General features: G+C 61.1%; 21 protein-coding genes and 1 other annotated feature. Of the genes, 9 read left to right on the top strand and 12 right to left on the bottom strand.

The annotated features are described in order from the left end of the window. Positions 1–50: 50 nt before the first annotated feature. Positions 51–1,289: an MFS transporter gene (locus J2046_RS09070; RefSeq protein WP_210051030.1), complete on the bottom strand. Its 1,239-nt coding sequence runs from the start codon at positions 1,287–1,289 to the stop codon at positions 51–53. A gap of 171 nt (positions 1,290–1,460) precedes the next feature. Between J2046_RS09070 and J2046_RS09065 the strand changes: the two genes are divergently transcribed. The 3 genes from J2046_RS09065 (at position 1,461) to J2046_RS09055 (ending at position 4,545) form a co-directional block, all read left to right on the top strand. Beyond that, the gene (locus J2046_RS09065) at positions 1,461–1,991 is read left to right on the top strand and encodes an isoprenylcysteine carboxyl methyltransferase family protein (protein ID WP_210051028.1); all 531 of its coding nucleotides are present in this window, start codon (positions 1,461–1,463) and stop codon (positions 1,989–1,991) included. 169 nt (positions 1,992–2,160) lie between these two features. After that, positions 2,161–3,951 (top strand): aspartate--tRNA ligase, encoded by a 1,791-nt coding sequence (gene aspS / locus J2046_RS09060; RefSeq protein ID WP_210051027.1) that lies wholly within the window; start codon positions 2,161–2,163, stop codon positions 3,949–3,951. 12 nt (positions 3,952–3,963) lie between these two features. Next, positions 3,964–4,545, top strand: coding sequence for a hypothetical protein (locus tag J2046_RS09055; protein WP_210051025.1), 582 nt, complete (start codon positions 3,964–3,966; stop codon positions 4,543–4,545). 18 nt (positions 4,546–4,563) lie between these two features. Here the strand turns inward: J2046_RS09055 and J2046_RS09050 are convergent, their stop codons facing one another. The 3 genes from J2046_RS09050 to J2046_RS09040 are packed head-to-tail and all read right to left on the bottom strand — an operon-like array spanning position 4,564 to position 8,180. Next, a complete protein-coding gene (locus J2046_RS09050; RefSeq protein ID WP_210051024.1) occupies positions 4,564–5,715 on the bottom strand; it encodes a serine hydrolase domain-containing protein in 1,152 nt (383 codons plus the stop codon). A 38-nt stretch (positions 5,716–5,753) separates the two neighbouring features. Continuing rightward, a complete protein-coding gene (locus tag J2046_RS09045) occupies positions 5,754–6,761 on the bottom strand; it encodes a lysophospholipid acyltransferase family protein (RefSeq protein ID WP_210051023.1) in 1,008 nt (335 codons plus the stop codon). A gap of 6 nt (positions 6,762–6,767) precedes the next feature. Beyond that, on the bottom strand, positions 6,768–8,180 hold the full coding sequence (locus J2046_RS09040; RefSeq protein ID WP_210051022.1) for a cytochrome P450: 1,413 nt from the start codon (positions 8,178–8,180) through the stop codon (positions 6,768–6,770). Positions 8,181–8,373: 193 nt separating this feature from the next. Here J2046_RS09040 and J2046_RS09035 point away from each other — a divergent pair, with 193 nt between their 5' ends. Beyond that, positions 8,374–8,697 carry a DUF1236 domain-containing protein gene (locus J2046_RS09035; protein ID WP_210051021.1) on the top strand — a complete coding sequence of 108 codons (324 nt, stop codon included), beginning with the start codon at positions 8,374–8,376 and terminating at the stop codon, positions 8,695–8,697. Between the two features lie 92 nt (positions 8,698–8,789). After that, positions 8,790–8,847 (top strand) — a sequence feature (sul1 is cis-regulatory element that is thought to sense ions involved in sulfur or methionine metabolism; They are found in Alphaproteobacteria). 72 nt (positions 8,848–8,919) lie between these two features. Then, entirely contained in the window at positions 8,920–10,407 is a 1,488-nt protein-coding gene (locus J2046_RS09030; protein ID WP_210051020.1) for a SulP family inorganic anion transporter, read from the top strand. Positions 10,408–10,467: 60 nt separating this feature from the next. Here J2046_RS09030 and J2046_RS09025 read toward each other — a convergent pair whose 3' ends face one another. Then, positions 10,468–11,658: a hypothetical protein gene (locus J2046_RS09025; RefSeq protein ID WP_210051019.1), complete on the bottom strand. Its 1,191-nt coding sequence runs from the start codon at positions 11,656–11,658 to the stop codon at positions 10,468–10,470. A gap of 233 nt (positions 11,659–11,891) precedes the next feature. Here J2046_RS09025 and parC point away from each other — a divergent pair, with 233 nt between their 5' ends. Beyond that, positions 11,892–14,177, top strand: a complete 2,286-nt coding sequence (parC, locus tag J2046_RS09020; RefSeq protein WP_210051018.1) for a DNA topoisomerase IV subunit A — start codon at positions 11,892–11,894, stop codon at positions 14,175–14,177. Here the strand turns inward: parC and J2046_RS09015 are convergent, their stop codons facing one another. The 7 genes from J2046_RS09015 to J2046_RS08985 form a co-directional block, all read right to left on the bottom strand. Further along, complete coding sequence (locus tag J2046_RS09015; RefSeq protein WP_210051017.1) at positions 14,178–14,567, bottom strand: type II toxin-antitoxin system death-on-curing family toxin; 390 nt, start codon at positions 14,565–14,567, stop codon at positions 14,178–14,180. It lies immediately after the preceding gene. After that, complete coding sequence (locus J2046_RS09010) at positions 14,564–14,785, bottom strand: AbrB/MazE/SpoVT family DNA-binding domain-containing protein (RefSeq protein WP_210051015.1); 222 nt, start codon at positions 14,783–14,785, stop codon at positions 14,564–14,566. The genes J2046_RS09015 and J2046_RS09010 overlap by 4 nt, the downstream gene beginning before the upstream one ends. Before the next feature lie 61 nt (positions 14,786–14,846). Continuing rightward, positions 14,847–15,734, bottom strand: a complete 888-nt coding sequence (locus tag J2046_RS09005) for a DMT family transporter (RefSeq protein ID WP_210051010.1) — start codon at positions 15,732–15,734, stop codon at positions 14,847–14,849. A gap of 15 nt (positions 15,735–15,749) precedes the next feature. Then, a complete protein-coding gene (locus J2046_RS09000) occupies positions 15,750–16,511 on the bottom strand; it encodes an arginyltransferase (protein WP_210051618.1) in 762 nt (253 codons plus the stop codon). Positions 16,512–16,632: 121 nt separating this feature from the next. Next, on the bottom strand, positions 16,633–17,091 hold the full coding sequence (locus J2046_RS08995) for an RDD family protein (protein ID WP_210051009.1): 459 nt from the start codon (positions 17,089–17,091) through the stop codon (positions 16,633–16,635). Between the two features lie 62 nt (positions 17,092–17,153). After that, positions 17,154–18,170 carry a porphobilinogen synthase gene (gene hemB, locus J2046_RS08990; RefSeq protein ID WP_210051617.1) on the bottom strand — a complete coding sequence of 339 codons (1,017 nt, stop codon included), beginning with the start codon at positions 18,168–18,170 and terminating at the stop codon, positions 17,154–17,156. 77 nt (positions 18,171–18,247) lie between these two features. Then, positions 18,248–18,625: a cupin domain-containing protein gene (locus J2046_RS08985; RefSeq protein WP_210051008.1), complete on the bottom strand. Its 378-nt coding sequence runs from the start codon at positions 18,623–18,625 to the stop codon at positions 18,248–18,250. A gap of 117 nt (positions 18,626–18,742) precedes the next feature. Here J2046_RS08985 and J2046_RS08980 point away from each other — a divergent pair, with 117 nt between their 5' ends. The 3 genes from J2046_RS08980 to J2046_RS08970 all read left to right on the top strand — a co-directional run bounded on the left by J2046_RS08980 (position 18,743) and on the right by J2046_RS08970 (position 21,610). After that, complete coding sequence (locus J2046_RS08980; RefSeq protein ID WP_210051007.1) at positions 18,743–19,180, top strand: DUF6163 family protein; 438 nt, start codon at positions 18,743–18,745, stop codon at positions 19,178–19,180. A gap of 233 nt (positions 19,181–19,413) precedes the next feature. After that, positions 19,414–19,929: a transcriptional regulator LdtR gene (gene ldtR / locus J2046_RS08975; RefSeq protein ID WP_210051616.1), complete on the top strand. Its 516-nt coding sequence runs from the start codon at positions 19,414–19,416 to the stop codon at positions 19,927–19,929. Between the two features lie 349 nt (positions 19,930–20,278). Continuing rightward, positions 20,279–21,610 carry a L,D-transpeptidase family protein gene (locus tag J2046_RS08970; RefSeq protein ID WP_210051006.1) on the top strand — a complete coding sequence of 444 codons (1,332 nt, stop codon included), beginning with the start codon at positions 20,279–20,281 and terminating at the stop codon, positions 21,608–21,610. The last annotated feature ends 114 nt before the right edge of the window (positions 21,611–21,724 follow it).

Raw genomic sequence — 21,724 nt, 5'->3', positions numbered from 1 at the left:
CTTCCTTTCGCGTCCGACGGCATATGTCAATACAGAACGGGATTTAAGTGTTACTTGCGCTCGTCTTTATCGGGCGGACCGGCGAGCCTGTTGAAATAGGCAGACGTCCGGAGCAGAGCGCGAAAGCGCGAGCTGCGCTCGGACGGCGGCACGGGCGGCCGCGCGCCCATGCGCCAGATCGTAAACACCATGAAGCCCGCAAAGATGAAGGACGTATAGGCGAAGAAGGCCCGCGGCCCGTAATATTCGAGGAGCATGGAGGCGAGCAGCGGCCCGATCGTCGCACCCACCGACCAGTAGAAGAGCAGGCCCGCAGAGACCAGCGCGTGTTCGCCCTTCTTCGCATAGTCGTTGCCGTGCGCCGAGCAGAGCGAATAGAGCGGCATTGAAAAGGCGCCGAAGAGGAAGACGCTGACGATGTTGGCCGTCTCGTTGGTTCCGGCCCCGAAGGAGAGATAGGCGCCGGTAATGATCGAGCCGATCGTCGTCCACAGGATGACGCGCCGCCGGTCGAGCCTGTCGGAATAGATGCCGAGTGGATATTGCAGCACGACGCCGCCGATGATGCCGGCGCTCATGAAGGTGGCGATCGAGGTGATGCTCATGCCGATCTCCTCGGCATAGATCGGCCCGATATTGCGGAAGGCGGCCATGGAAAGGCCGACCGAAATGACGCCGACCACCGCGAGCGGCGAGATGCGCCAGACGGCCTTGAGATCGAAGGCGATCTTCTCAGGCGGGGCAGGGCTCGATCTGTCAGCGAGAGAGATCGGCACGAGCGACAGCGTCAAAGCGATCGCAATGATATTGAAGACGAGCGGCCCTTCGATGCCGGCCACCGGGATGATGTATTGTGCGATCGTCACGGAACTCAGGTCGACCAGGCGATAGATCGAGAGCGTCCGGGCGCGGTTGGCATTGGTGACCTTGGCGTTGATCCAGCTCTCGACGGTGGCAAAGAGGCTTGCGACCGCGATGCCGATCAGGAAGCGCGTGGCGAACCAGACGGCGGGATCGACGATCATCGACATGCCGAGCGAGGCGGATGCCGTGATTGCAGCCATGGCGGAGAAGGTGCGGATATGGCCGATGGCGCGCAGCAGCCGCGTCACGTAGATGCAGCCGATCGCAAAACCGACGCTGTAGCCTGCGCCGATCATGCCGATGATCGAGGGGGAAAAACCCTCGGCAGAACCGCGCAACGCAATATACGTTCCCTGCAGTCCGTTGCCGCCGATCAGGATGCCTGCGGTGACGAGAAGGGGGATCAACGGACGGATATGGTTCATCGAACTTTGTCGCGTGAGGCAGGACGTGAATCGCGCCAATCGATGCGCTCAAGGCAACTCATAGACGAAGAACATTACATCTGTCTTGGAAAATTCACCCGCCGTCGACCCATGCCTATGGTTTCGCGACGGGGCTTCGGTTAATTGCTGACGACCGGAGGCTTAGTCGTCATGAGTCCTATTCTCGTCGTTATTTTCCTCGCTGCCGCTGCAGCCCGAATCGCAAGCGTCGTCGTGTCGAAGCGGCATGAGCGGCAGCTTCGAAAGCAGGGCGCGGTGGAATATGGCGCATTGAACAGCGCGCTGCTGGCGCTGGCTCACACGGTCTTTTACCTCGCGGGGCTGGGTGAAGGGTGGATCAGGCAGACTCAGTTCGACGCTGTGTCGATGATCGGTCTCGCCGTCTTCATCGCGGCGATGCTGATGCTCGTATGGATCGTCGGGCTGCTTGGCGAGGTCTGGACGGTGAAGATCATGATCGCGCCGAACCATCCGATCAGCCGGCATATGCTGTTCCGCGTGATCCGGCATCCGAACTATTTTCTGAATATCCTGCCGGAACTCATTGGTTATGCCCTGATCTTCCACGCCTATCTCACGCTGGCGATCGGGCTGCCGGTCTATCTCGTCATCCTCGCCATCCGCATCGTGCAGGAGGAAAAGGCGATGCGGGACCTGTTCCGCGGCACTGGCGCGGCGTGATTGCGGTCCTATATCCGGCCTCGGGTTAGAAGCGTTTTTGCCTGCAAACCGGTTCTGCCTTGACAAAGCAGGCCCATCATGCGCTTTTCGCGCCGATTTTCCATGAGACCGGCCGGCAGTGCCGCGCACGCCGACAAGCCGTCTTACGCATCAGTCCAGGATTCTTGAAATGCATCGTTACCGCAGCCACACCTGTGCCGCCCTTCGGAAGTCCGATGTCGGTTCCACCATCCGCCTGTCCGGCTGGGTGCATCGCGTGCGAGACCATGGCGGCGTTCTCTTCATCGATCTGCGCGACCATTACGGCACGACGCAGATCGTCGCCGACCCGGATTCGCCGGCCTTCCAGATGGCCGAGACCGTGCGCGGCGAATGGGTGATCCGCGTCGACGGCCTGGTGAAGGCCCGTTCCGAGGACACGGTCAACCCGAACATGGCGACCGGCGAGATCGAGCTCTACGCGCAGGAAATCGAAGTGCTCTCCGCAGCGAAGGAACTGCCGCTGCCGGTCTTCGGCGAGCCGGATTATCCAGAAGACGTGCGCCTGCGCTACCGCTTCCTCGACCTGCGCCGCGAGACGCTGCATAAGAACATCGTCAAGCGCACGCAGATCATCTCGGCCATGCGCCGCGAGATGACCAATGTCGGTTTCACCGAATATACGACGCCGATCCTGACCGCATCCTCGCCGGAAGGCGCGCGCGACTTCCTGGTGCCGAGCCGTATCCACCAGGGCAAGTTCTTCGCGCTGCCCCAGGCGCCGCAGCAGTACAAGCAGCTTCTGATGGTGGCAGGCTTCGATCGCTATTTCCAGATCGCCCCCTGCTTCCGCGATGAAGACCCGCGCGCCGACCGCCTGCCGGGCGAGTTCTACCAGCTCGACCTCGAAATGAGCTTCGTGACCCAGGAAGACGTCTGGAACACGATGGGTCCGCTGATGACCTCGATCTTCGAGGAATTCGCCGACGGCAAGCCGGTGACCAGGGAATGGCCGCGCATCCCCTATGACGTCGCGATCCGCAAATACGGTTCTGACAAGCCGGATCTCCGCAACCCGATCGTCATGGAAGCGGTGACGGAGCATTTCGCCGGCTCCGGCTTCAAGGTCTTCGCCAACATGATCGCCTCCAATCCGAATGTCGAAATCTGGGCTATCCCGGCCAGGACCGGCGGTTCGCGCGCCTTCTGCGACCGCATGAACGCCTGGGCGCAGCAACAGGGTCAGCCGGGCCTCGGCTACATTTTCTGGCGGCAGGAAGGCGCAGTCCTCGAAGGCGCCGGCCCGCTCGCCAAGAATATCGGCGAGGAACGCACCGAAGCGATCCGCACCCAGCTCGGACTGGAAGGGGGCGACGCCTGCTTCTTTGTCGCCGGAGATCCGCAAAAGTTCTACAAGTTCGCGGGCGAGGCGCGCAGCCGCGTCGGCGAGGAACTGAACCTCACTGACAAGGACCGTTTCGAGCTCTGCTGGATCGTCGATTTCCCGTTCTACGAATGGAACGAGGACGAGAAGAAGATCGACTTCGCGCACAACCCCTTCTCCATGCCGCAGGGTGGGCTTGAAGCGCTGGAAAACAAGGAGCCGCTGGCGATCAAGGCCTTCCAGTACGACGCCGTCTGCAACGGCTTCGAGATCGCTTCGGGCTCGATCCGCAACCAGTCGCCGGAAACCATGGTCAAGGCCTTCGAACTGGTCGGCCTGTCGCAGGCGGATGTCGAGGAGCGCTTCGGCGGCCTTTACCGCGCCTTCCAGTACGGCGCCCCGCCGCATGGCGGCGCCGCCTTCGGGATCGACCGCATCGTCATGCTTCTGACGGGCGCGAAGAACCTGCGCGAGATCACGCTCTTCCCGATGAACCAGCAGGCGCAGGACCTCCTGATGGGCGCGCCGTCGGAAGCAACGCCGACCCAGCTCCGCGAACTCTCGATCCGGGTCATTCCGCCGCAGAAAAAGGACTGAGCGGCGACTCTAATGGAGGAGCGCCTCTCGGGCATTCTGATTGCGGGAAGTTCAAACGTCGGCAAGACGACGCTCGGCAGGCGTCTGGCGGACGCGCTTGCCTGGCGGATGATCTCTACCGACAGCCTTGGGCGACATCCAGGCCGCCCTTGGCCTCAGGTCCGCCAACCCGTTGCCGAATATTATTCTCGCCTTTCGCCTGAGACGATCTACTGGTTTCTGAAGGTACACCAGGAGAATATGTGGCCTCGGCTTGAGCAGATCATCAAGGAAGAGAGCGGGGCCGAGAGACGTTTCGTGTTCGAGGGTTCGGCGCTTCGCCCGGAATATATTGCGCCGCTGGTTTCCGCGAAAATTGCGGGAGTGTGTCTTTATGCGGATGCGGATTTCCTGCAGGCAAGGATGCGATCCGAAGCAAGATATGGTGAGGCCGACGACCTCAGCCGCGGTCTCATCGACAAATTCATAGAACGATCCTTGCGCGACAATTCCGAAATGCACGCGTCGGCAAAGGAACATGGATTGGAGGCAATCGATGCCGCCGATCCCGATGCCGTCGCGGGCCTTTTCGACAGGCTGACGTCTCGCGCGTGAAGGCGGCAGGTAGCCTGCCTAGAGCGAAGCGGCAACAGCCTTCTTGATATCCAGCGTGAACTGGCCCCACATGCCTTCGAGCGTGGTGTTGGTGAGCGCCACCACGGTGAGCTTCTTCGCCGGATCCATGAACCAGTGGTGGCCGTAAACGCCGCCCCATTGCAGCGTGCCGGGCGAGACGGGCAGAGCCGCTGCCGCCGGGTCGAGGATGATTGCCCATCCAAAGCCGAACCCGAAGCCCGGTCGCGTCGGCTCCAGGAGGTTCCCGACTTGGTTCGTCATCATGTCCTTAACCGTCTTTTCCGAAAGCAGCGGCGCGCCGCCCTTGCGGACTGTCTCGAGCACGGCAAGCACGTCGCCTGCGGTTCCGGCCATGCCGCCGCCGCCGGAATGGAAGGAGAGGGGATCGAAGATGCGGTCGGGCGCAAAGGTCACGGAGCCGTCGAGCGCCCAAACCTTTTCCGTTTCGCCCATCCGCTTCGGCTCGGGCGATGCGTCCACGTAAGGGGCGGCCAGTCGGCTGCGGTCGACCACGGCGAAAGCCGTGTCGGAAAGACCGAGCGGCTGCATGACGAGTTCCGCCACCGCATCGCCCAGACGCTTGCCGGTCTCCTTTTCGATGACGGCGCCGAGCACGTCCATGGAAACGGAATATTGCCAGCCTCTGCCGGGTTCGAAGAGCAGCGGCACCGAAGCGATGCGGCGAAGGTTTTCGTCGAGCGACAGGCCCGGCTGGTCGACGCCGTCCGAAACACCGGCGCGGACATAGGCGCCGTTCTCCTCCGCAAAGCAATAGCTGAGGCCTGAAGTGTGGGTCAGGAGATGCCGGACCAGGATCGCCGGCTCGCTTCCGTCTTCGAGGCGCGGCCGGAAATTAGGCAGCCATTTCGTGACGGGATCGTCAAGCCCGATCCGACCCTGCTCGATGAGCCGCATGGCTGCAATCGTCACGATCGGCTTGGTGACGGAGGCAAGACGGAAGATCGTGTCCTCTTTCATGGCCAGGTTGGCCTCGCGATCTGCAAGGCCGGCGGCGCGGTGATAGACGGTCTCGCCGTCCCTGGCGATCAGCACCACCGTGCCGACCAGCCGTTTCGATGCAAGGGCGGTATCGATCGTGTTATCGACGGCGAGGTAGGTCTTCTGCTTGCTTTCATCGAAGGGAATCATAAGCCAAATCTCCTGTCTTGACCGGCCCCGATATGCATTCAGAGCGGAACGATCCGGTTGTCGAGGAAGAACCATTGGCCCGGATGAGCGGCGATGATCGGCTCGACCACGGAATTGAGCAATACTACATCTTCGACCAGCCGGCTTCCCGGCGAGTCCTCCGGCGGCAAATCGATCGGCGGCAGCGCATGGAAGGTGAAGCGCGTCCCGCCGTCGCGCGTCAGATAGACGGGTTGGATGAGTGCGCCGGTCTTCCGAGCCATCCGCGAGACCAGCGCGTAATTGCTTTGCAGGTGCGGCCTGCGTCCGAAGAAGGGGGCGCGCATGATCCCGCCGAACCCCTCGTCGCAATAGATGAGCAGGTTGCCGCCGGACTGGAGAATTCTCAAGGCAGGCCGGACATAGCTCCTGCCGGGCGGCAAGAGGCCAAGCCCGCCGTGCCGGCGGATGCGGTCGGTGATCCACTGGTGCGAGCGACGCTTCGGCGGGTCGTAATTGGTGGTGACGGTAAGCCCCATGTTGATCAGGCACTGCCAGAGAATTTCGAGATTCCCGGTATGGAAGCCGATGAAGATGACCGGGCGGTCGGAGCACTGGGCAGCAAGGCCTTTCGTGCCGACGAAACGGATGTTGCGGCCGGCAGCCAGCCTTTGCAGGACGGAATATTCCGCCCTCTGCCGCCCCTGCGAATCGGCAAACTCCTCCGCCCACCGGTCGATCTCCGCCTCCGATGCATTCGGCCGGATGACCCTGAGATTGTTCCTTACACGGGAGAGAGCTTTTTTATGCCAGCGCGGCACGGCAAAGCGGCCAAGCGCGCCGCCGATTTCGGAAACCACCTTTGCCGGCAATAACTTGAAGGCAAAGAACATCAGGATTTCGCCGGCGTTGCTCAGGGCGTCGGGGCGCCAGAAATCGAGGAAGCGCTGCCGGGTCTCGCCGCCGGCGAAGAAATCGCCAATCGTCGGCGCATCGGTTTCCCTGTAGAGCCAGGCCTTGCGCTTGGTCGGGCTTGCGGTGGGCGGCACATCTCCAGTCTCGGTCATTGACCCTCACCGCTGATGGAGGGTGACGGGCAGGCCGCCGCGGGGCCTCAGCGTCAGCCGGCTGACGGGCTCGACCTTGTGGTCCTCCGGCACGCGCAGGCGAAACCTTTGGGCGAGCACGGCAAGGCAGAGGATCGCTTCCGTGAGACCGAATTGCAGGCCCGGGCATATGCGCGGGCCGCTTGCGAAGGGAATATAGCTGTAGGGCGTCGGTCGCCTTTCCAGGAAGCGCTCCGGCCTGAAGAGATGCGGATCCGGGAAAAGCGAAGGCGTCCGGTGCAGGACCCACGGCACGATCAGGATGAGGGAAGCAGGCCTGACGTCGAGGTCGCCGATCCGGTCGGCCTGCTTCGCCTGTCGGGCAAGGATCGGGACGGGCGGATAGAGCCGAAGCGTTTCCTCGATCACCGCCGTGCACCATTTCAGGTTGGATACATCCGCGACGGTCGGCACGCTGCTGCCGCAGATCCCTTCGATCTCCGCATGCACCGCTTCCTCGACCCACGGCGCCTTGGAGAGCAGGTACCAGGCCCAGGTGAGCGTCGCGGCGGTAGTCTCGTGGCCTGCCATGAAGATGGTCGCCGCCTCGTTGCGGAGCGCGACCACGTCGAGATTGAGTTCCGGATTGCGCTTCTGCCTGCGGATCAAGAGCTCCACCATCGAATTGTCGTCGCCCTTGCCGGCCAGGTGATCCTCGATCACCCGGTCGATAATGCCATGGATGCGCTTGACGGAACGGCGGAGCGAAGGGGTTCGAAGGAGCGGCAGGCCTTCGTCGAAGCCGAGGAAATAGCCGATATTGATGGAGTCGATCAGCGCCTGATAGCTGGTGAAGCCGTCGGTGACCATGCCGGCACGTTCCTCGCCGAGATCGTTGCCGAAGACGCTGCGGGAGATGATTTCCGCCGTCAGCCCCGCCATCTCGTAGAGCGCATTGACGGACGCGCCGTCGCCGAGTGCCGTCCAGCGTTCGGCCAGTTCGAGCGAAGTGTTCTTCATGATATCGCCGAAGGCGGGCACGCGGTGCTTGTGGACGATGTCCGCGACAAGCGGGCGCCGCTGTTTCCAGGTCTCGCCGTCCGAAATGAACAGCCCGTCGCCGAGCAGATATTCCAGCGCCCGGCGCATCTGTGGCGTCTTGCGTTCGAAATTCTCGTGCCGGGTCGCAACCACGTATTTGATCGCCTCGGGGGAGTTCACGGCAACGATCTGCCGCCCGAAGAGCTTGATGTCCCGGACCGTCTCCCGGTGGTCGCTCTGTCGCCAGATCGACAGGAAATCCTGGCGTGCAGTCATCAGCCGCTGTAGCTGGTTGCCGGGCCGGCCGCTGTAATAGGAGGGGTGGGCCGGCTCGAAACGCTTGCGGGCGGTCTCCAGCTTCTCGATCGTCTGCGTTTCCGCGGCAAGCCATGCCAGCATGGGAATAGAAACCTTTCATAGATAGCGGCGCTCCCCGAAGATCGAGCCTGCCCACTGCTCCGCCCCGCGGTTTTCACCCGCGCCTGCCCACGGCGTCAAGGTGTCGTTTGCCGCATTCAGCGCAAGCGGGAAGGGGCGGGAACGATCGCTCGTTTGTATTGTTAGGTCGGCTCAAGCACAGGGAGAGAAGAACATGCACAAGACTCTGGCGGCTGTTTCCGCAGCGTTGATCGCTCTTTCGGGAACAGTCTATGCACAAACGACAATCATCACGAAGGATCCGGCGGTTACCGGCTCGACGACGATGGAACTGCCCGGCGAGGTACGGACCTATGTGATGGAACAGACCGTTCCGTCAGTCACCTATGACGGCACGCTCGCGGTTGGCACTGCGCTACCGGACACTGTGGAAATCCATACCATCCAGGATCATCCAGACTACGCCTACACGGTCGTCAACGAACAGCGCGTCATCGTCAATCCGCAAACCCGTATGGTAATCCAGGTTCTGGAATAACGACAAGGAGAACCAGGAAGCCCGGCAAACACATACGGGTTTTCGCTGTTGGTGTTGCGGCGCAGCATTTCGCAGGCTATTGTGCCGCATCACAGGGACTCGGGTGAAACTCCCGGGTGGCTCTTCCGGCCGCCGATCCGCCGGACAACGCAAAGCATCAGCCGTTCCGACACCCGGATATCTCTTTCCTGGCGGATGCGATTCTTTTTGCGAAGTTTCCTGATGAACAAACTTTCTGCGTATCGCCGTGAATGGTTTTCCAACATTCGCGGCGATATTCTTTCGGGTATCGTGGTGGCGCTTGCCTTGATTCCGGAGGCAATCGGATTTTCGGTCATAGCGGGGGTCGATCCCGAGGTCGGTCTCTTCGCCTCTTTCGCCATTGCCTGTGTCTCGGCGTTTACGGGAGGGCGACCGGGGATGATTTCGGCCGCGACGGCTGCGACTGCCGTATTGATGGTGACGCTGGTCCGCGATCACGGCCTGCAATATCTTTTCGCCGCGACACTGCTGATGGGCGCGCTGCAGATTCTGGCGGGGCTTGCAAAGCTTGGCCGGGTCATGCGCTTTGTCTCGAAGTCGGTCATGACGGGTTTTGTCAATGCGCTCGCGATACTGATCTTTATGGCACAACTGCCCGAACTGATCGGCGTTCCGGTCGAGACCTATGTCATGATCGCGGCGGGGCTTGCCATCATTTATCTTTTCCCGAGGATCACGAAAGCCATCCCTTCGCCTCTGGTCGCGATCGCTGTCCTCACCGGAGCATCAATCTTCCTCGGCATGAATATCCGCACAGTGGGCGACCTTGGAGAACTGCCATCCGCGCTGCCGGTCTTCGCCTTGCCGAGCGTGCCCCTGACGTGGGAGACGCTTCAGATCATCTTTCCCTATTCGCTTGCTCTTGCCGCAGTAGGTCTATTGGAATCCCTGCTGACGGCAAGGATTGTCGACGACATGACCGACACGACCAGCAACAAGAGCCAGGAATGTATCGGCCAGGGTGTCAGCAATATCGCCTCCGGTCTCATCGGCGGCATGGGCGGCTGCGCGATGATCGGCCAGTCGGTCATCAATGTTTCCTCGGCTGGACGCGGCAGGCTGTCGACCTTCGTGGCCGGGGCTTTCCTGCTCTTCCTTATCGTTGTGCTCGACGATCTCGTCCGCATCATCCCGATGGCCGCTCTGGTTGCCGTGATGATCATGGTTTCGATCGGCACGTTTTCCTGGCGCTCGATCGGTGACCTCCGGCACAATCCGCTGCCGTCGTCGGTCGTCATGCTGGCAACCGTGGTGACGGTTGTCGCGACCCACGATCTGGCCAAGGGGGTTCTGGTCGGCGTGTTGCTGTCCGGCATTTTCTTCGCCGGCAAGGTCGCCCGTCTTTTCCACGTCCGCTCGGAACTCAACGCCGATGGCACGAGCCGGACGTATAGAGTTGACGGTCAGATATTTTTCGCCTCCACGGAAAGCCTGATCAAGGCTTTCGACTTTGATGAGCCAATAGAAAGAGTGCTGATCGACGTGAGCGAGGCCCATCTATGGGATATTTCCGCAGTCGGCGCGCTTGACGACGTCGTGCTGAAATTCCGCCGGCGTGGAATCGATGTGAGCGTTCACGGTGTGAATGAAGCAAGCGCCAGCATGATCGATCGCTTTGCGCTTCACGACAAGGAGCATGCCTCGTTTGCAACTCCGGCATCTCATTGATGGAGAAAGAGCCCCGGAAAGCTCTGCTCTCCGGGGCTCCAAAAATCGAAGCTTGCCGCTTCAGTCGTTCGCCGTGACCTTGACGCCGAGTACCTTCGGCAGTGTGTTGGGGGCGCCCATGGCAGCGCCCATGACCATCGGGAAGGGCACACCGTTTTCGGGCTCGGCGCTGATCGTGAAGCTGCCGGGATTGTCGAGGTAGGTGTTGACCGCCGCGCTCACCATGTTCTGCAGTTCCGGCAGGTTGTACTGCGCGAGCATCATTGGCGCCATGCCCTTCAACATCTGGGCCATCTGCTCGCCGCTGGTGCCTTGGCTCTTGCCCGCATAGTCGAGTGCGCGCTTGGTAATGCCGGCATCCTCGAAGCGGATTTCCGCGCTGCTGAAGGTGAGGCGTTGCATCAGGCCGAGCATGGCGAGGCTCGCGGCCTGCTGTGCCTCTTCCTTGTTGGGATTCGCTTCCATCGCCTTGGCGGTCTCGTTCGCCGATTTGATGAAGTCCAGCGTGTAGCCGGAGATGCTGAACGTGAGATTGAGGCGGCCGATATCGGCGAAGTCGAGCGCGTATTCGTCGACGTCCAGTGCACCGTCTTCCGGCGCCCAGCTTCCCTGCATCGTCACCTTGCCGTCGAGGGAGGTAATGCCAAGCCGCTGAAGGGCGTCCCTGGCCTTGGCGTCCTCGATGAGGCTCAGGTCGCTCTTGATGCCGTTGGCCTGGAGATCGAAGCCGATGGAGGAATTGTCGTCTGCCACTTCCGTCGTGAGGTTCGTTTCATCGACGGAGAAGGCAGGCTTGCCGTCGATCGTCGCAGCCATCCTGCCGATATGCGCCTCGTCATAGAGAAGGACTGCGTCCAGGCTGTTGGCGGTCGGATCGGATGGGACGACGAGGCCGCTCATCGAGATGTCCGAAGCGGTGAAAGTCGTCTTGTCCTGCGTGATGTTCACATTGTCGAAGGAAGCGGTTTCGATCGTGTAGCCGCCGTTGTTTTCCTCCACGCCTTCGAGGCGGATCGTGCCGAGCGGAAAGCTCGGCTGACCGGATGCGGCGGTGAACCTAGCATTGGTAAGCGTCACATCCGAACCGTTGACCGCGACCGATTCTGCAGAGAGGCTGCCGCTGCCCTGCACCGAAATCGCATTGCTGATCTTGGCGACGAGATCGTTGCCGTCCAGCGCGAAGGCCGGCCCGGCCCATGTGGAAAGCACAACACCGGCGAGAAGAAGCCGGGCCTTGGTGGAGTATTGCATCGATTTTTCCTCCTGGCGGGCGAGGTCGCGGCCCGCGATCGTTTCGGCTGGGATGCGCAGTTATATGCAACGGCATTAAAACGTCCATCGGTTTGTTCCGCGTTCCTCGCGGCGAAATTAGGGCTCCGGTTCGGGGGCAAACGGATGACGAAATTCATCGCCATGCCCTGTTCTCCACAGGCGCTTCGTACATGATTCTTGCCGGGAATCAGGCTTTCCGGTAGTCAAGGCCCATGGGACAAAATCTGACACCTCCTTCCGGCGGCGACGGCGGAGACAATATTCTTCCGGTGGATCTGAAGGCTGCGCTCGAGGAGCGTTATCTCGCCTATGCGTTGTCGACCATCATGCATCGTGCTCTGCCGGACGTGCGTGACGGGCTGAAGCCGGTCCATCGCCGCATCATCCACGCCATGAGCGAGATGGGCATCCGCCCGAATTCGGCCTTCAAGAAATGCGCTCGCATCGTCGGCGATGTCATCGGTAAGTTCCATCCGCATGGTGATCAATCCGTCTACGACGCGCTTGTTCGCCTTGCCCAGGATTTCTCGCAGCGTTATCCGGTCGTCGATGGGCAGGGGAATTTCGGCAATATCGACGGAGACGGTGCCGCCGCCTACCGTTATACCGAAGCCCGCATGACCGAGGTCGCCGGTCTCCTGCTGGAGGGGATTGAGCAGGATGCGGTCGATTTCCGCCCGACCTACAACGAAGAGGACAGCGAGCCGGTCGTCCTTCCGGGCAGCTTCCCCAATCTCCTTGCCAATGGCACCTCGGGCATCGCCGTCGGCATGGCGACCTCGATCCCGCCGCATAACGTTCATGAACTGTGCGATGCGGCCCTGCATCTGATCAGGCATCCCGACGCGACCGTCGAGGACCTGATGGCTGACCCGGCCGATCCCGCCAGGGGCGGCATCGAGGGGCCCGACCTGCCGACCGGCGGCATCATCATCGATAGCCGGGCCTCGATGATCGAGGCCTACAAGACAGGCCGCGGGGGCTTTCGCGTGCGTGCACGCTGGCAGATCGAGGATCTCGGCCGTGGCGGCTACCAGATCGTCGTCACCGAAATCCCCTTCCAGGTGCAGAAATCGCGGTTGATCGAGAAAATCGCCGAGCTGCTGCTCGCCCGCAAGCTGCCGCTGCTGGAGGATGTGCGCGACGAATCGGCGGAAGACGTTCGCATCGTTCTGGTGCCGAAGAGCCGAACGGTGGACGCCACGCTGCTGATGGAATCGATGTTCAAGCTGACGGAGCTGGAAAACCGCTTCCCGCTCAACATGAATGTCCTCTCCATGGGCCGCGTGCCGAAGGTGATGGCGCTCAACGAGATTCTGAGCGAGTGGCTGGGGCACCGCAAGGAAGTGCTCATCCGCCGCTCGCGCTTCCGGCTGGCGGCGATCGACCGGCGGCTCGACATTCTCGGCGGCCTTCTCATCGCCTATCTCAATCTCGATGAGGTGATCCGCATCATCCGCGAGGAGGACGAGCCGAAGCCGGTGATGATCGCGCGCTGGTCGCTCACGGATACGCAGGCGGAAGCCATCCTCAACATGCGGCTGCGTAACCTGCGCAAGCTCGAAGAGTTCGAGATCCGCACCGAGTTCGACGAGCTCACCAAGGAAAAGGCGGATATCGAAGCGCTGCTGGCGTCCGACGACAAGCAGTGGCGGGTCGTCGAGCACCAGATCCAGGAGGTCCGCAAGTCCTTCGCCAAGGGCCGCGGCAAGCCCTATGCGCGCCTGACGAGTTTTGCCGACGCGCCGGAGGCGGATATCGAAGCGATCAACCAGGCGATGATCGAGAAGGAACCGATCACCGTCGTCGTCTCGCAGAAGGGCTGGATCCGCGCGCTCAAAGGGCACATGTCCGATACGTCGAGCCTCACCTTCAAGGAAGGCGACGGGCTAAAGCTCGCCTTCCCGGCGCAGACGACCGACAAGCTGCTGCTGGTGACGACGGGAGGCAAAGCCTACACACTCGGTGCCGACAGGCTGCCGGGCGGCCGCGGCCACGGCGAACCGGTCCGCATCATGGTCGACATGGAGAACGATCAGGACATCCTGACCGCCTTCGTGCATGACCCGTCGCGCAAGTTGATTCTCGCCTCGACTGCGGGCAACGGCTTCGTGGTGGCGGAAAGCGAAATGATCGCCAATACCCGCAAGGGCAAGCAGATCATGAATGTCGGCATGCCGGACGAGGCCAAGCTCGTCGTGCCGGTTTCGGGCGATCACGTCGCTGTGGTCGGCGAAAATCGCAAAATGCTCGTCTTTCCACTCGTCCAGCTTCCGGAGATGAGCCGCGGCAAGGGCGTGCGCCTGCAGCGCTACAAGGACGGCGGCATTTCCGACGTCAAGTGTTTCGCGATGGCCGACGGGCTTTCCTGGGAAGACAGCGCCGGCCGTGTCTTCACGCGCAACAACGACGAGCTTCTGGAATGGATGGGCGACCGCGCCTCCGCCGGACGCGTCGTGCCGAAGGGCTTTCCGAGAAGCGGGAAATTTGCGGGGTGATCAGGTGAGGGGGACGGTGTGATCGCGCAGGAAACGCATGGCCCCTTCCTCATCGATCTCGCCGGCGGCGACTGAGAGGACGAACGCAATGACCTCGGCTTGGGTGGCCTCGATAAGATAGCCGTTTATCATCAGGAAGGTGAACGTTGCCAGATAAGCGGTGCGCTTGTTACCATCTGAGAAAGGGTGGTTGCGGGCAAAGCCGTAGAGATAGGCGGCAGCCAGCACAAAAACACTCTCTTCCCCATAAGCGTGCTTATGGAGAGGGCGAGCGAGCGCCCCTTCCAGTGCGTTTTCGTCTCTTAAGCCTGGCAATCCGCCGTGCTCTGCCAATTGCTCTGCATGAATGATCTCAATGGCTTGCGGTGAAAGCCATTTTACGACTTTCACTTGGCAAGCTCCCGAAGCGCTACGCGATACTTCTGCATGCCGAGACGCGCAGCCTTGAGTTGTTCGGCGAGATCAGCGTGCTCCGGAACAAGCTCGATATTACCGTCGTTCTCACGAATCTCCAGGTTATCGCCCGCCTTCAATCCCATGCGGTCGAGGACTTCCTTTGGAATGATGATGCCTTCGGAATTGCCGATCTTGCGAATGGTGGCGTTCATGGTTCAATCCTCATGTTGCAACGAGGTTATAACACGAAGATATTCCCAATGGAACATAAAATTACGCTATTTCGGTTACCCTCTCCACTCTCCGCATCTGCCAGAGCGAATAGCCGATCAGTGCCAGGATGAGGATCGTGCCGCCGAGAAGTGTGCGGGAAGAGGGGAATTCCGAAAAGATCAGCCAGACCCAGATCGGCGCAAGGATCGTTTCGAGCAGATAGAACATGCCGACTTCCGGGCCGGAGAGATACTTCGGGCCGGTTGCCAGGCACCAGAAGGCGAGCGGCATCATCACCGCTCCGTCAAATATCACCCAGAAGGGATCGGGGACCGAAAAGCCGCCCGTGCCGGCAAGGGAAGATTTGCCCACGAAGGCAAGCCCGATCAGCCCCGGCATGGCCGCCGCGACGAGTGGCACGAAGCCCATGTCGATGCGCGTCGCCCGGCCTATGGTGATCGCCAGTGCCAGCACCAAGGCGACCAGAATTGCCAGCGCGTCGCCGAAGAGATGCCCGCCGGAAAGACCGCCCGAGACGATCAATCCAACGCCGAAGAGCATGACCAGCATGGTGAGAAGCGTCGCCGGGTAGGGGCGTTCCTTCAGCACCAGCCATCCGAGGAGTGCGGCGAACATTGGCGTGAAGGCGACGATGAAGACGACATTGGCGGTTGCCGTGTTGAAGATGGCGCCGAGGAACGCGATCGTCGAAATGCCGTAGCAGATGCCGGCGGCGAGGCCCGCCTTGCCGGGGATCAGGATCGGGCGGCTGGAGCCGAAACGGCGGACCAGAAGCCAGAGGAGCATTGCCGCCAAGAAGGTGGTGACGCTGCGCAATAGGATCGTCGACCAGAGTTCGCCATGGCCGAGCCTGACGAGCGGCACGTCGAAGGAGAGCGCGAGCCCGCCGATGGTGGTGAGCACGAGGCCCTTCTTGTGACTGTTCATGGAGAAGGTCGGGTATCAGGCGTCGGTTGAGGGATCGTAGAGCTCCCAGCCGCGCGGGGTGAGATGCTCCTGCGGCAGGAAGCGGGTCTTGTAGCCCATCTTTGAGGAACCCTTGACCCAATAGCCGAGATAGACATGCGGCAGGCCGAGCGCCTTTGTGCGTTTGATGTGGTCGAGGATCATGAAGGTGCCGAGCGACCGCTTTTCGAGTTCGGGGTTGAAGAAGGAATAGACCATGGAAACCCCGTCGCTCATCATGTCGGTGAGTGCCACGGCCAGCAATTCCCCCTTCGGCTCATTGCTGATGCCCGAACCCGGCTCGCGACGGCGGTATTCGATGATGCGGGTGTTGACATGCGTGTCTTCCACCATGATCGCGTAGTCGAGCGCCGACATGTCGGACATGCCCCCGCGCTGGTGCCGGTCATCGAGGTAGCGGCGGAAAAGCGAGAACTGCTCGGTGGAGGGCTGCGCCGGATAGACGGTCGAGACCAGGTCGCTGTTGGTCGCGAGCACGCGCCGCATTGAACGGTTATGCTCGAAATCATTGGCGAGGATGCGGACTGAAACGCAGGCTCGGCAGGATTCACAAGCAGGGCGATAGGCAATGTTTTGCGATCGTCGGAAACCGCCTTGGGTGAGGAGATCATTCATTTCGGCGGCGCGCGGACCGACCAGGTGAGTGAAGACCTTGCGCTCCATCTCGCCCGGAAGGTAGGGACAAACTGCCGGGGCCGTCAGATAAAACTGCGGTGAGGGCGTTGCCTGGGTATTCATTGCGTCGCGGTGGTCCCGTCTTGTCATCGTAAATCCATACCATGGCGCATAAAAGTAAAACGTCAACCATGTGCAGCGTGGTGCAGCGCCGCTTGCACGACAAACGTTCTGTCGGTGACGGTTACGCGGTCCGGATGATGACGGTGCCGAGCAGCATGTCGTGCACGAGACGCGAGCGTTCGGTGAAGAGGCCGACGAGCAGAATGAGCGGTGTCAGCACCGAGTTGATGATCCAGAAGATCACCGTGTGGGCGACCGCCGTCAGGAAGTCCATCCGCCGGCCGTCGAGGCGGACCATGGCGACTCCCATGGCGCGCATGCCGGGCGAGGCCTGGTTCGGGCCGCCGAGCGTAAGGCCGAAATAAAGGAGCGCGACGATCACGAAGAGCGCGGGATAGAGCGCGAAGCCGAGCCCGAGCGTGATGATGCCCAGGAAAAAGACGACGACCGCTGCCGGAATGCAGAGCAACAGGATGACCAGGTAGTCGATGATGAAGGCAAAGACCCGCCGCGACAGAACGCCACTATAGGCCCGCCAGTCGTCGGGGGCGGCATAGGCCGGGTTCGGGTCGAGCGTCATCGGGTTCGTGTCTCCTGTTTCTACCCAAAGGATATGGGTAGAAACCGTTTATACAACAAGTCTCAGCGGCTTTTTGCCAATTTCTTCGCCGCATCCACCGCGAAATAGGTGAGGATGCCGTCGCAGCCGGCACGCTTGAAACAGAGCAGCGTCTCCATCATGATCCGCTCGCCGTCGATCCAGCCGTTCATCGCGGCCGCCTTGATCTGCGTATATTCTCCCGAGACCTGGTAGGCGAAGGTTGGCAGTCCGAAGGCTTCCTTGATGCGCCAGCAGATATCGAGATAGGCAAGACCCGGCTTCACCATCAGCATGTCGGCGCCTTCCTCGACGTCGAGTGCCGCGTCGCGCAGGGCCTCGGTGCCGTTCGCCGGCGAGATGTAATAGCTGTTCTTGTCGCCTTTCAGGAGGCCGCTCGTGTTGATTGCCTCGCGATAGGGTCCGTAGAACCCGGACGAGAATTTCGTCGCATAAGACATGATGCCGACATCCTGGTGGCCTGCGGCATCGAGCGCGTGGCGGATCGCGCCGATGCGGCCGTCCATCATCTCCGACGGCGCGATGATATCGGCCCCGGCGTCCGCCTGCATCACGGCCGCCCTGACAATCTGGTCCACCGTCTCGTCGTTGACGATCACGCCGTCGCGCAGGATTCCGTCATGGCCGTGGCTGGTGAAGGGGTCGAGCGCCACGTCGGTGATGATGCCGATATTCGGTACCGCCTTTTTGATCGCCGCCGTCGCCTGGTTGATCAGATTGTCGGGAACAAGGCTGTTGGAGCCGGTCTCGTCGCGCAGTTCCATTTCGATGTCGGGAAAGGTGGCGATCGCCGGAATGCCGAGATCGGCGGCCTCCTTTACCGCTTCCACTACCTTGTCGACGCTCATGCGGCTGACACCGGGCATGGCCGCGATCGGATCGACGATGCCGGTGCCGGGTACGATGAAGATCGGCCAGATCAGGTCATCGACCGTCAGTCGGCTTTCCTGGACGAGGCGGCGCGTCCAGTCGGCCTTGCGGTTGCGCCGCATGCGGCGATGGCCGGTGATCTCGTCGACCAGATGCGTCTTGTCCATGATAGGGCTCCATTCTTCTGCAATTGCGCCGCTATTATCATGGAGCAGGGTCTTTATGAATGGGCGGGATCGCCGCAGCGCTAAATCCAGAGATCGTTCTGAGCGGTGCGTTCGCCGCCTTCGTGGCCGGTGTTCGAGACGCCGCGCGGCTCGATCAGCATCATCTTCACTTCCTTTTCGGCAAACGGCTTGTGCTCGACACCCTTCGGCACGACGAACATTTCGCTGGGGCCGATATGGACGGAGCCGTCGCGGAAATCGATCCGCAAGTCTCCTTCGAGAACGATGAAGGTTTCATCAGTTTCGGGATGATCATGCCAGATGAAGTCGCCCTGGATGCGGACGAGCTTGAACTGGTAGTCGTTCATTTCCGCCACGACGCGCGGTTGCCAGAGGTCGGGAATCCGCTGTAGTTTTTCGGCAAGATTGATTGATGCGCGGGAAAAGTCGCTGGTCATGTCTGCTCCTTCGGTTGGCGGTAGATTTAGCCGGGCCGAATTCAAAGCTCTTGAACGATTGTGCAGGCGCCGGTCCGGCACTGGCGGTTGGCGGTCGGGGCGGCTAGTGTAGATCCTATGGAGCCTGATTCACTGAACGTGCCGAGGCGCACGCTGACGGAAATCCTTTACGTGATCTTCCTGCGGATGATCGCGCTCATCTGCTTCTGGTTCGGCCTGCAATATTGGGCGATGCTGGTCGGCTATTCGCTGCATGGCATGGCGCGCTTCGATCTCCTGAGCCTTCCCTGGAAGGTGGCCGCGTCTTCTCTCGCGGTTCTTTTCCCGGTCGCCTCGCTCGGTCTCTGGCTTGCGGTTTCCTGGGGGGCGGTGCTTTGGGCGATCGCTGCCGTAACGCAGGTCCTGATGTATATGGTCTGGCCGGATATATTTGGTCATAACCGGCTCGTGCCTCTCATGCATGGCCTCGTGGCGGCGCTTTATATCGTTTTCCGCCTCTCCTTATGGATCGAAGCCCGCCGCAAAGCCGAGCGGGTAAGGATTGATTTACCCTGAAATTAAAGCTTTCGGGGCCGCATTTGACGAAAAATATCCGGCTAAGTTGTTGATTTCTAATAGCCCGAAGTGCTGGCCCTCATAGCCGGCAATCGGTCGCCGGAATTCGACGCGTCGCGTTAAGTATTTGTTAAGCCTATGTTTTAAGTCGAATTTTATGCGTATTGGATAGTGTCTGTCTCAAGGCGGGAAGAAACAAACACCGCCAAACAAAACAGAGTGAGGCAGTCATGATGAACACGAAACTGAAGCCGCAGGCGGCACCGGCAGTAGCAGAACCGCATGAAGAAACCATTCGCGCCCTTTACATGGAATCGCTGCATCTGGTCGAACGCCTGCACCGCCGTCTTCTCGATGTGATCAAGGATGAATTCGACCGCCAGGGCCGAGACGATGTCAACGCCGTTCAGGCACTCCTGCTGTTCAACATCGGCAATTCGGAACTGACGGCCGGCGAACTGCGCTCCCGCGGTTACTATCTCGGCTCCAACGTGTCCTACAACGTCAAGAAGCTGGTCGACCTTGGTTTCATCAACCATCAGCGTTCACGAATCGACCGCCGCTCGGTCCGCATCAGCCTGACGCCGGAAGGCCAGGCGATCGCCGAAACCGTCGCCAGGCTCTATGAGCGCCACATCGGCTCGATCGAAAAGGTCGGCGGCATCGGCGAAGGCGAGTTCAGCCAGATGAACAAGCTGCTGCAGCGCCTCGACCGTTTCTGGAACGACCAGATCCTCTATCGTCTGTAATCGAAAACTCCAGCAGCCGTCTCATCCACAGGGGCGGCCGCCGGCAAAAGACCTCCTCAGCGATCGGAACCGGATGCGTCCCCTGCGCATCCGGTTTTCGCGGCTGTGAGTTTGGGGCAGGCATGCAAAAAAATCACATGCCCCGCACGGCATCGTGACACGCCGGCACCTGACACCAATTCGCCATATTGCTATGGGACCCGCTGAACCAAAGGGCCGGGCGGGACTTCGTGCTTCACGATATCGCGATGACGACGAGGCCGTGGCCGGCGGCGCATTCTTTTGCGCATTTGTTAACCATATCCCGGTAGGCGTCTAAGACGATACTCGGGACCAGATGGGTAGTATGATGTCGAAAAAGACCGGATCCGAAGTTCTATCCCGCCGCGCGTTGCTCCGCTCGGCCGTTTCCGCCGGAGCTGCAGCGCTTGCCGCACCCGCTCTCGCGCAGTCGGCCGTCGACGACCTCATCAATGCGCCGCGCCGCGGCACCTGGGACGATCAGTTCGATGCCAGGGCGGCATCGCGCACGGCCGTCGGCGTCGTCTCCAACAATCCGGTTCTCGGCCCCGGCGGTCCGGCGAACATCCAGCAGGCGATCTTCGACTATCAGCAGATCGTCTCGAACGGCGGCTGGCCTGAAATCAATCCCGGCCAGCAGCGCCTCAAGATCGGCGTCGTCGATCCGTCCGTCCAAGTCCTGCGCCAGCGTCTGATGATTTCCGGCGACCTGCCGCGGGAAGCCGGCATCTCGTCCGCGTTCGATTCCTATGTCGACGGCGCGGTAAAGCGCTTCCAGGCCCGTCACGGCCTGCCGGCCGACGGCGTTCTCGGCGAATTCACCGTCAAGGCGCTCAACGTATCGGCCGACATCCGCCTGCAGCAGTTGAACACGAATCTCGTCCGTCTCCAGACATTCTCGGGCGATCTCGGCCCCCGCTACGTGATGGTCAACATTCCGGCCGCCTATATCGAGGCGGTGGAGAACGACCGCGTGGCGCTGCGCACCAATGCCGTCGTCGGCCGCATCGACCGGCCGACGCACGCCATCAACTCGAAGATCTACGAAGTCATCCTCAACCCCTATTGGACGGCTCCGCGCTCGATCGTCGAGAAGGACATCGTGCCGCTGATGCGCAAGGATCCGACCTATCTTACCCGCAACAACATCCGCCTGATCGACGGCAAGGGCAACGAAGTCGCGCCGGAAACGGTCGACTGGTTCGCTCCGAAGGCGCCGAACTTCATGTTCCGTCAGGACCCCGGCAAGATCAACGCCATGGCCTCGACGAAGATCAACTTCCACAACCCGAACAACGAATACATGCACGACACGCCCCAGCAGGGCCTGTTCAACAAGCTGATGCGCTTCGAATCCTCGGGCTGCATGCGCGTGCAGAACGTCCGCGACCTCATCACCTGGCTGCTGCGGGACACGCCCGGCTGGTCGCGCCAGGAGATCGAGCGCGTCATCGCCGGCCGCGTCAACACGCCCATCAAGCTGGCGCAGGAAGTGCCGGTCTATATCGTCTACGTCACGGCCTGGTCAGCGAAGGACCGCGTCGTGCAGTTCCGCGACGACATCTACGAACTCGACGGCAATCAGGAACTGGCGCTGCAGACCACGACCGGTGTCGAGAAGCCGGCCGGTTCCATCGAAGACGACATGCTGCCGCAGTAAGCCGGCGCAGTCGTCAGACCATCGAGGGCCGCATCCGCAAAGGGTGCGGCTTTTTCGTTCATAGGCTTTTCGCCGCGCCTTCAGGCCCGCAAATGTCGTTCTCCATATTGCCCT

Origin of the sequence: Neorhizobium petrolearium (genome assembly GCF_017873175.1) — a bacterium.
GTDB lineage: Bacteria > Pseudomonadota > Alphaproteobacteria > Rhizobiales > Rhizobiaceae > Neorhizobium > Neorhizobium petrolearium.
The sequence above is the reverse complement of the archived record's forward strand: the minus strand, read 5'-3'. Positions and strand labels throughout refer to the sequence as shown.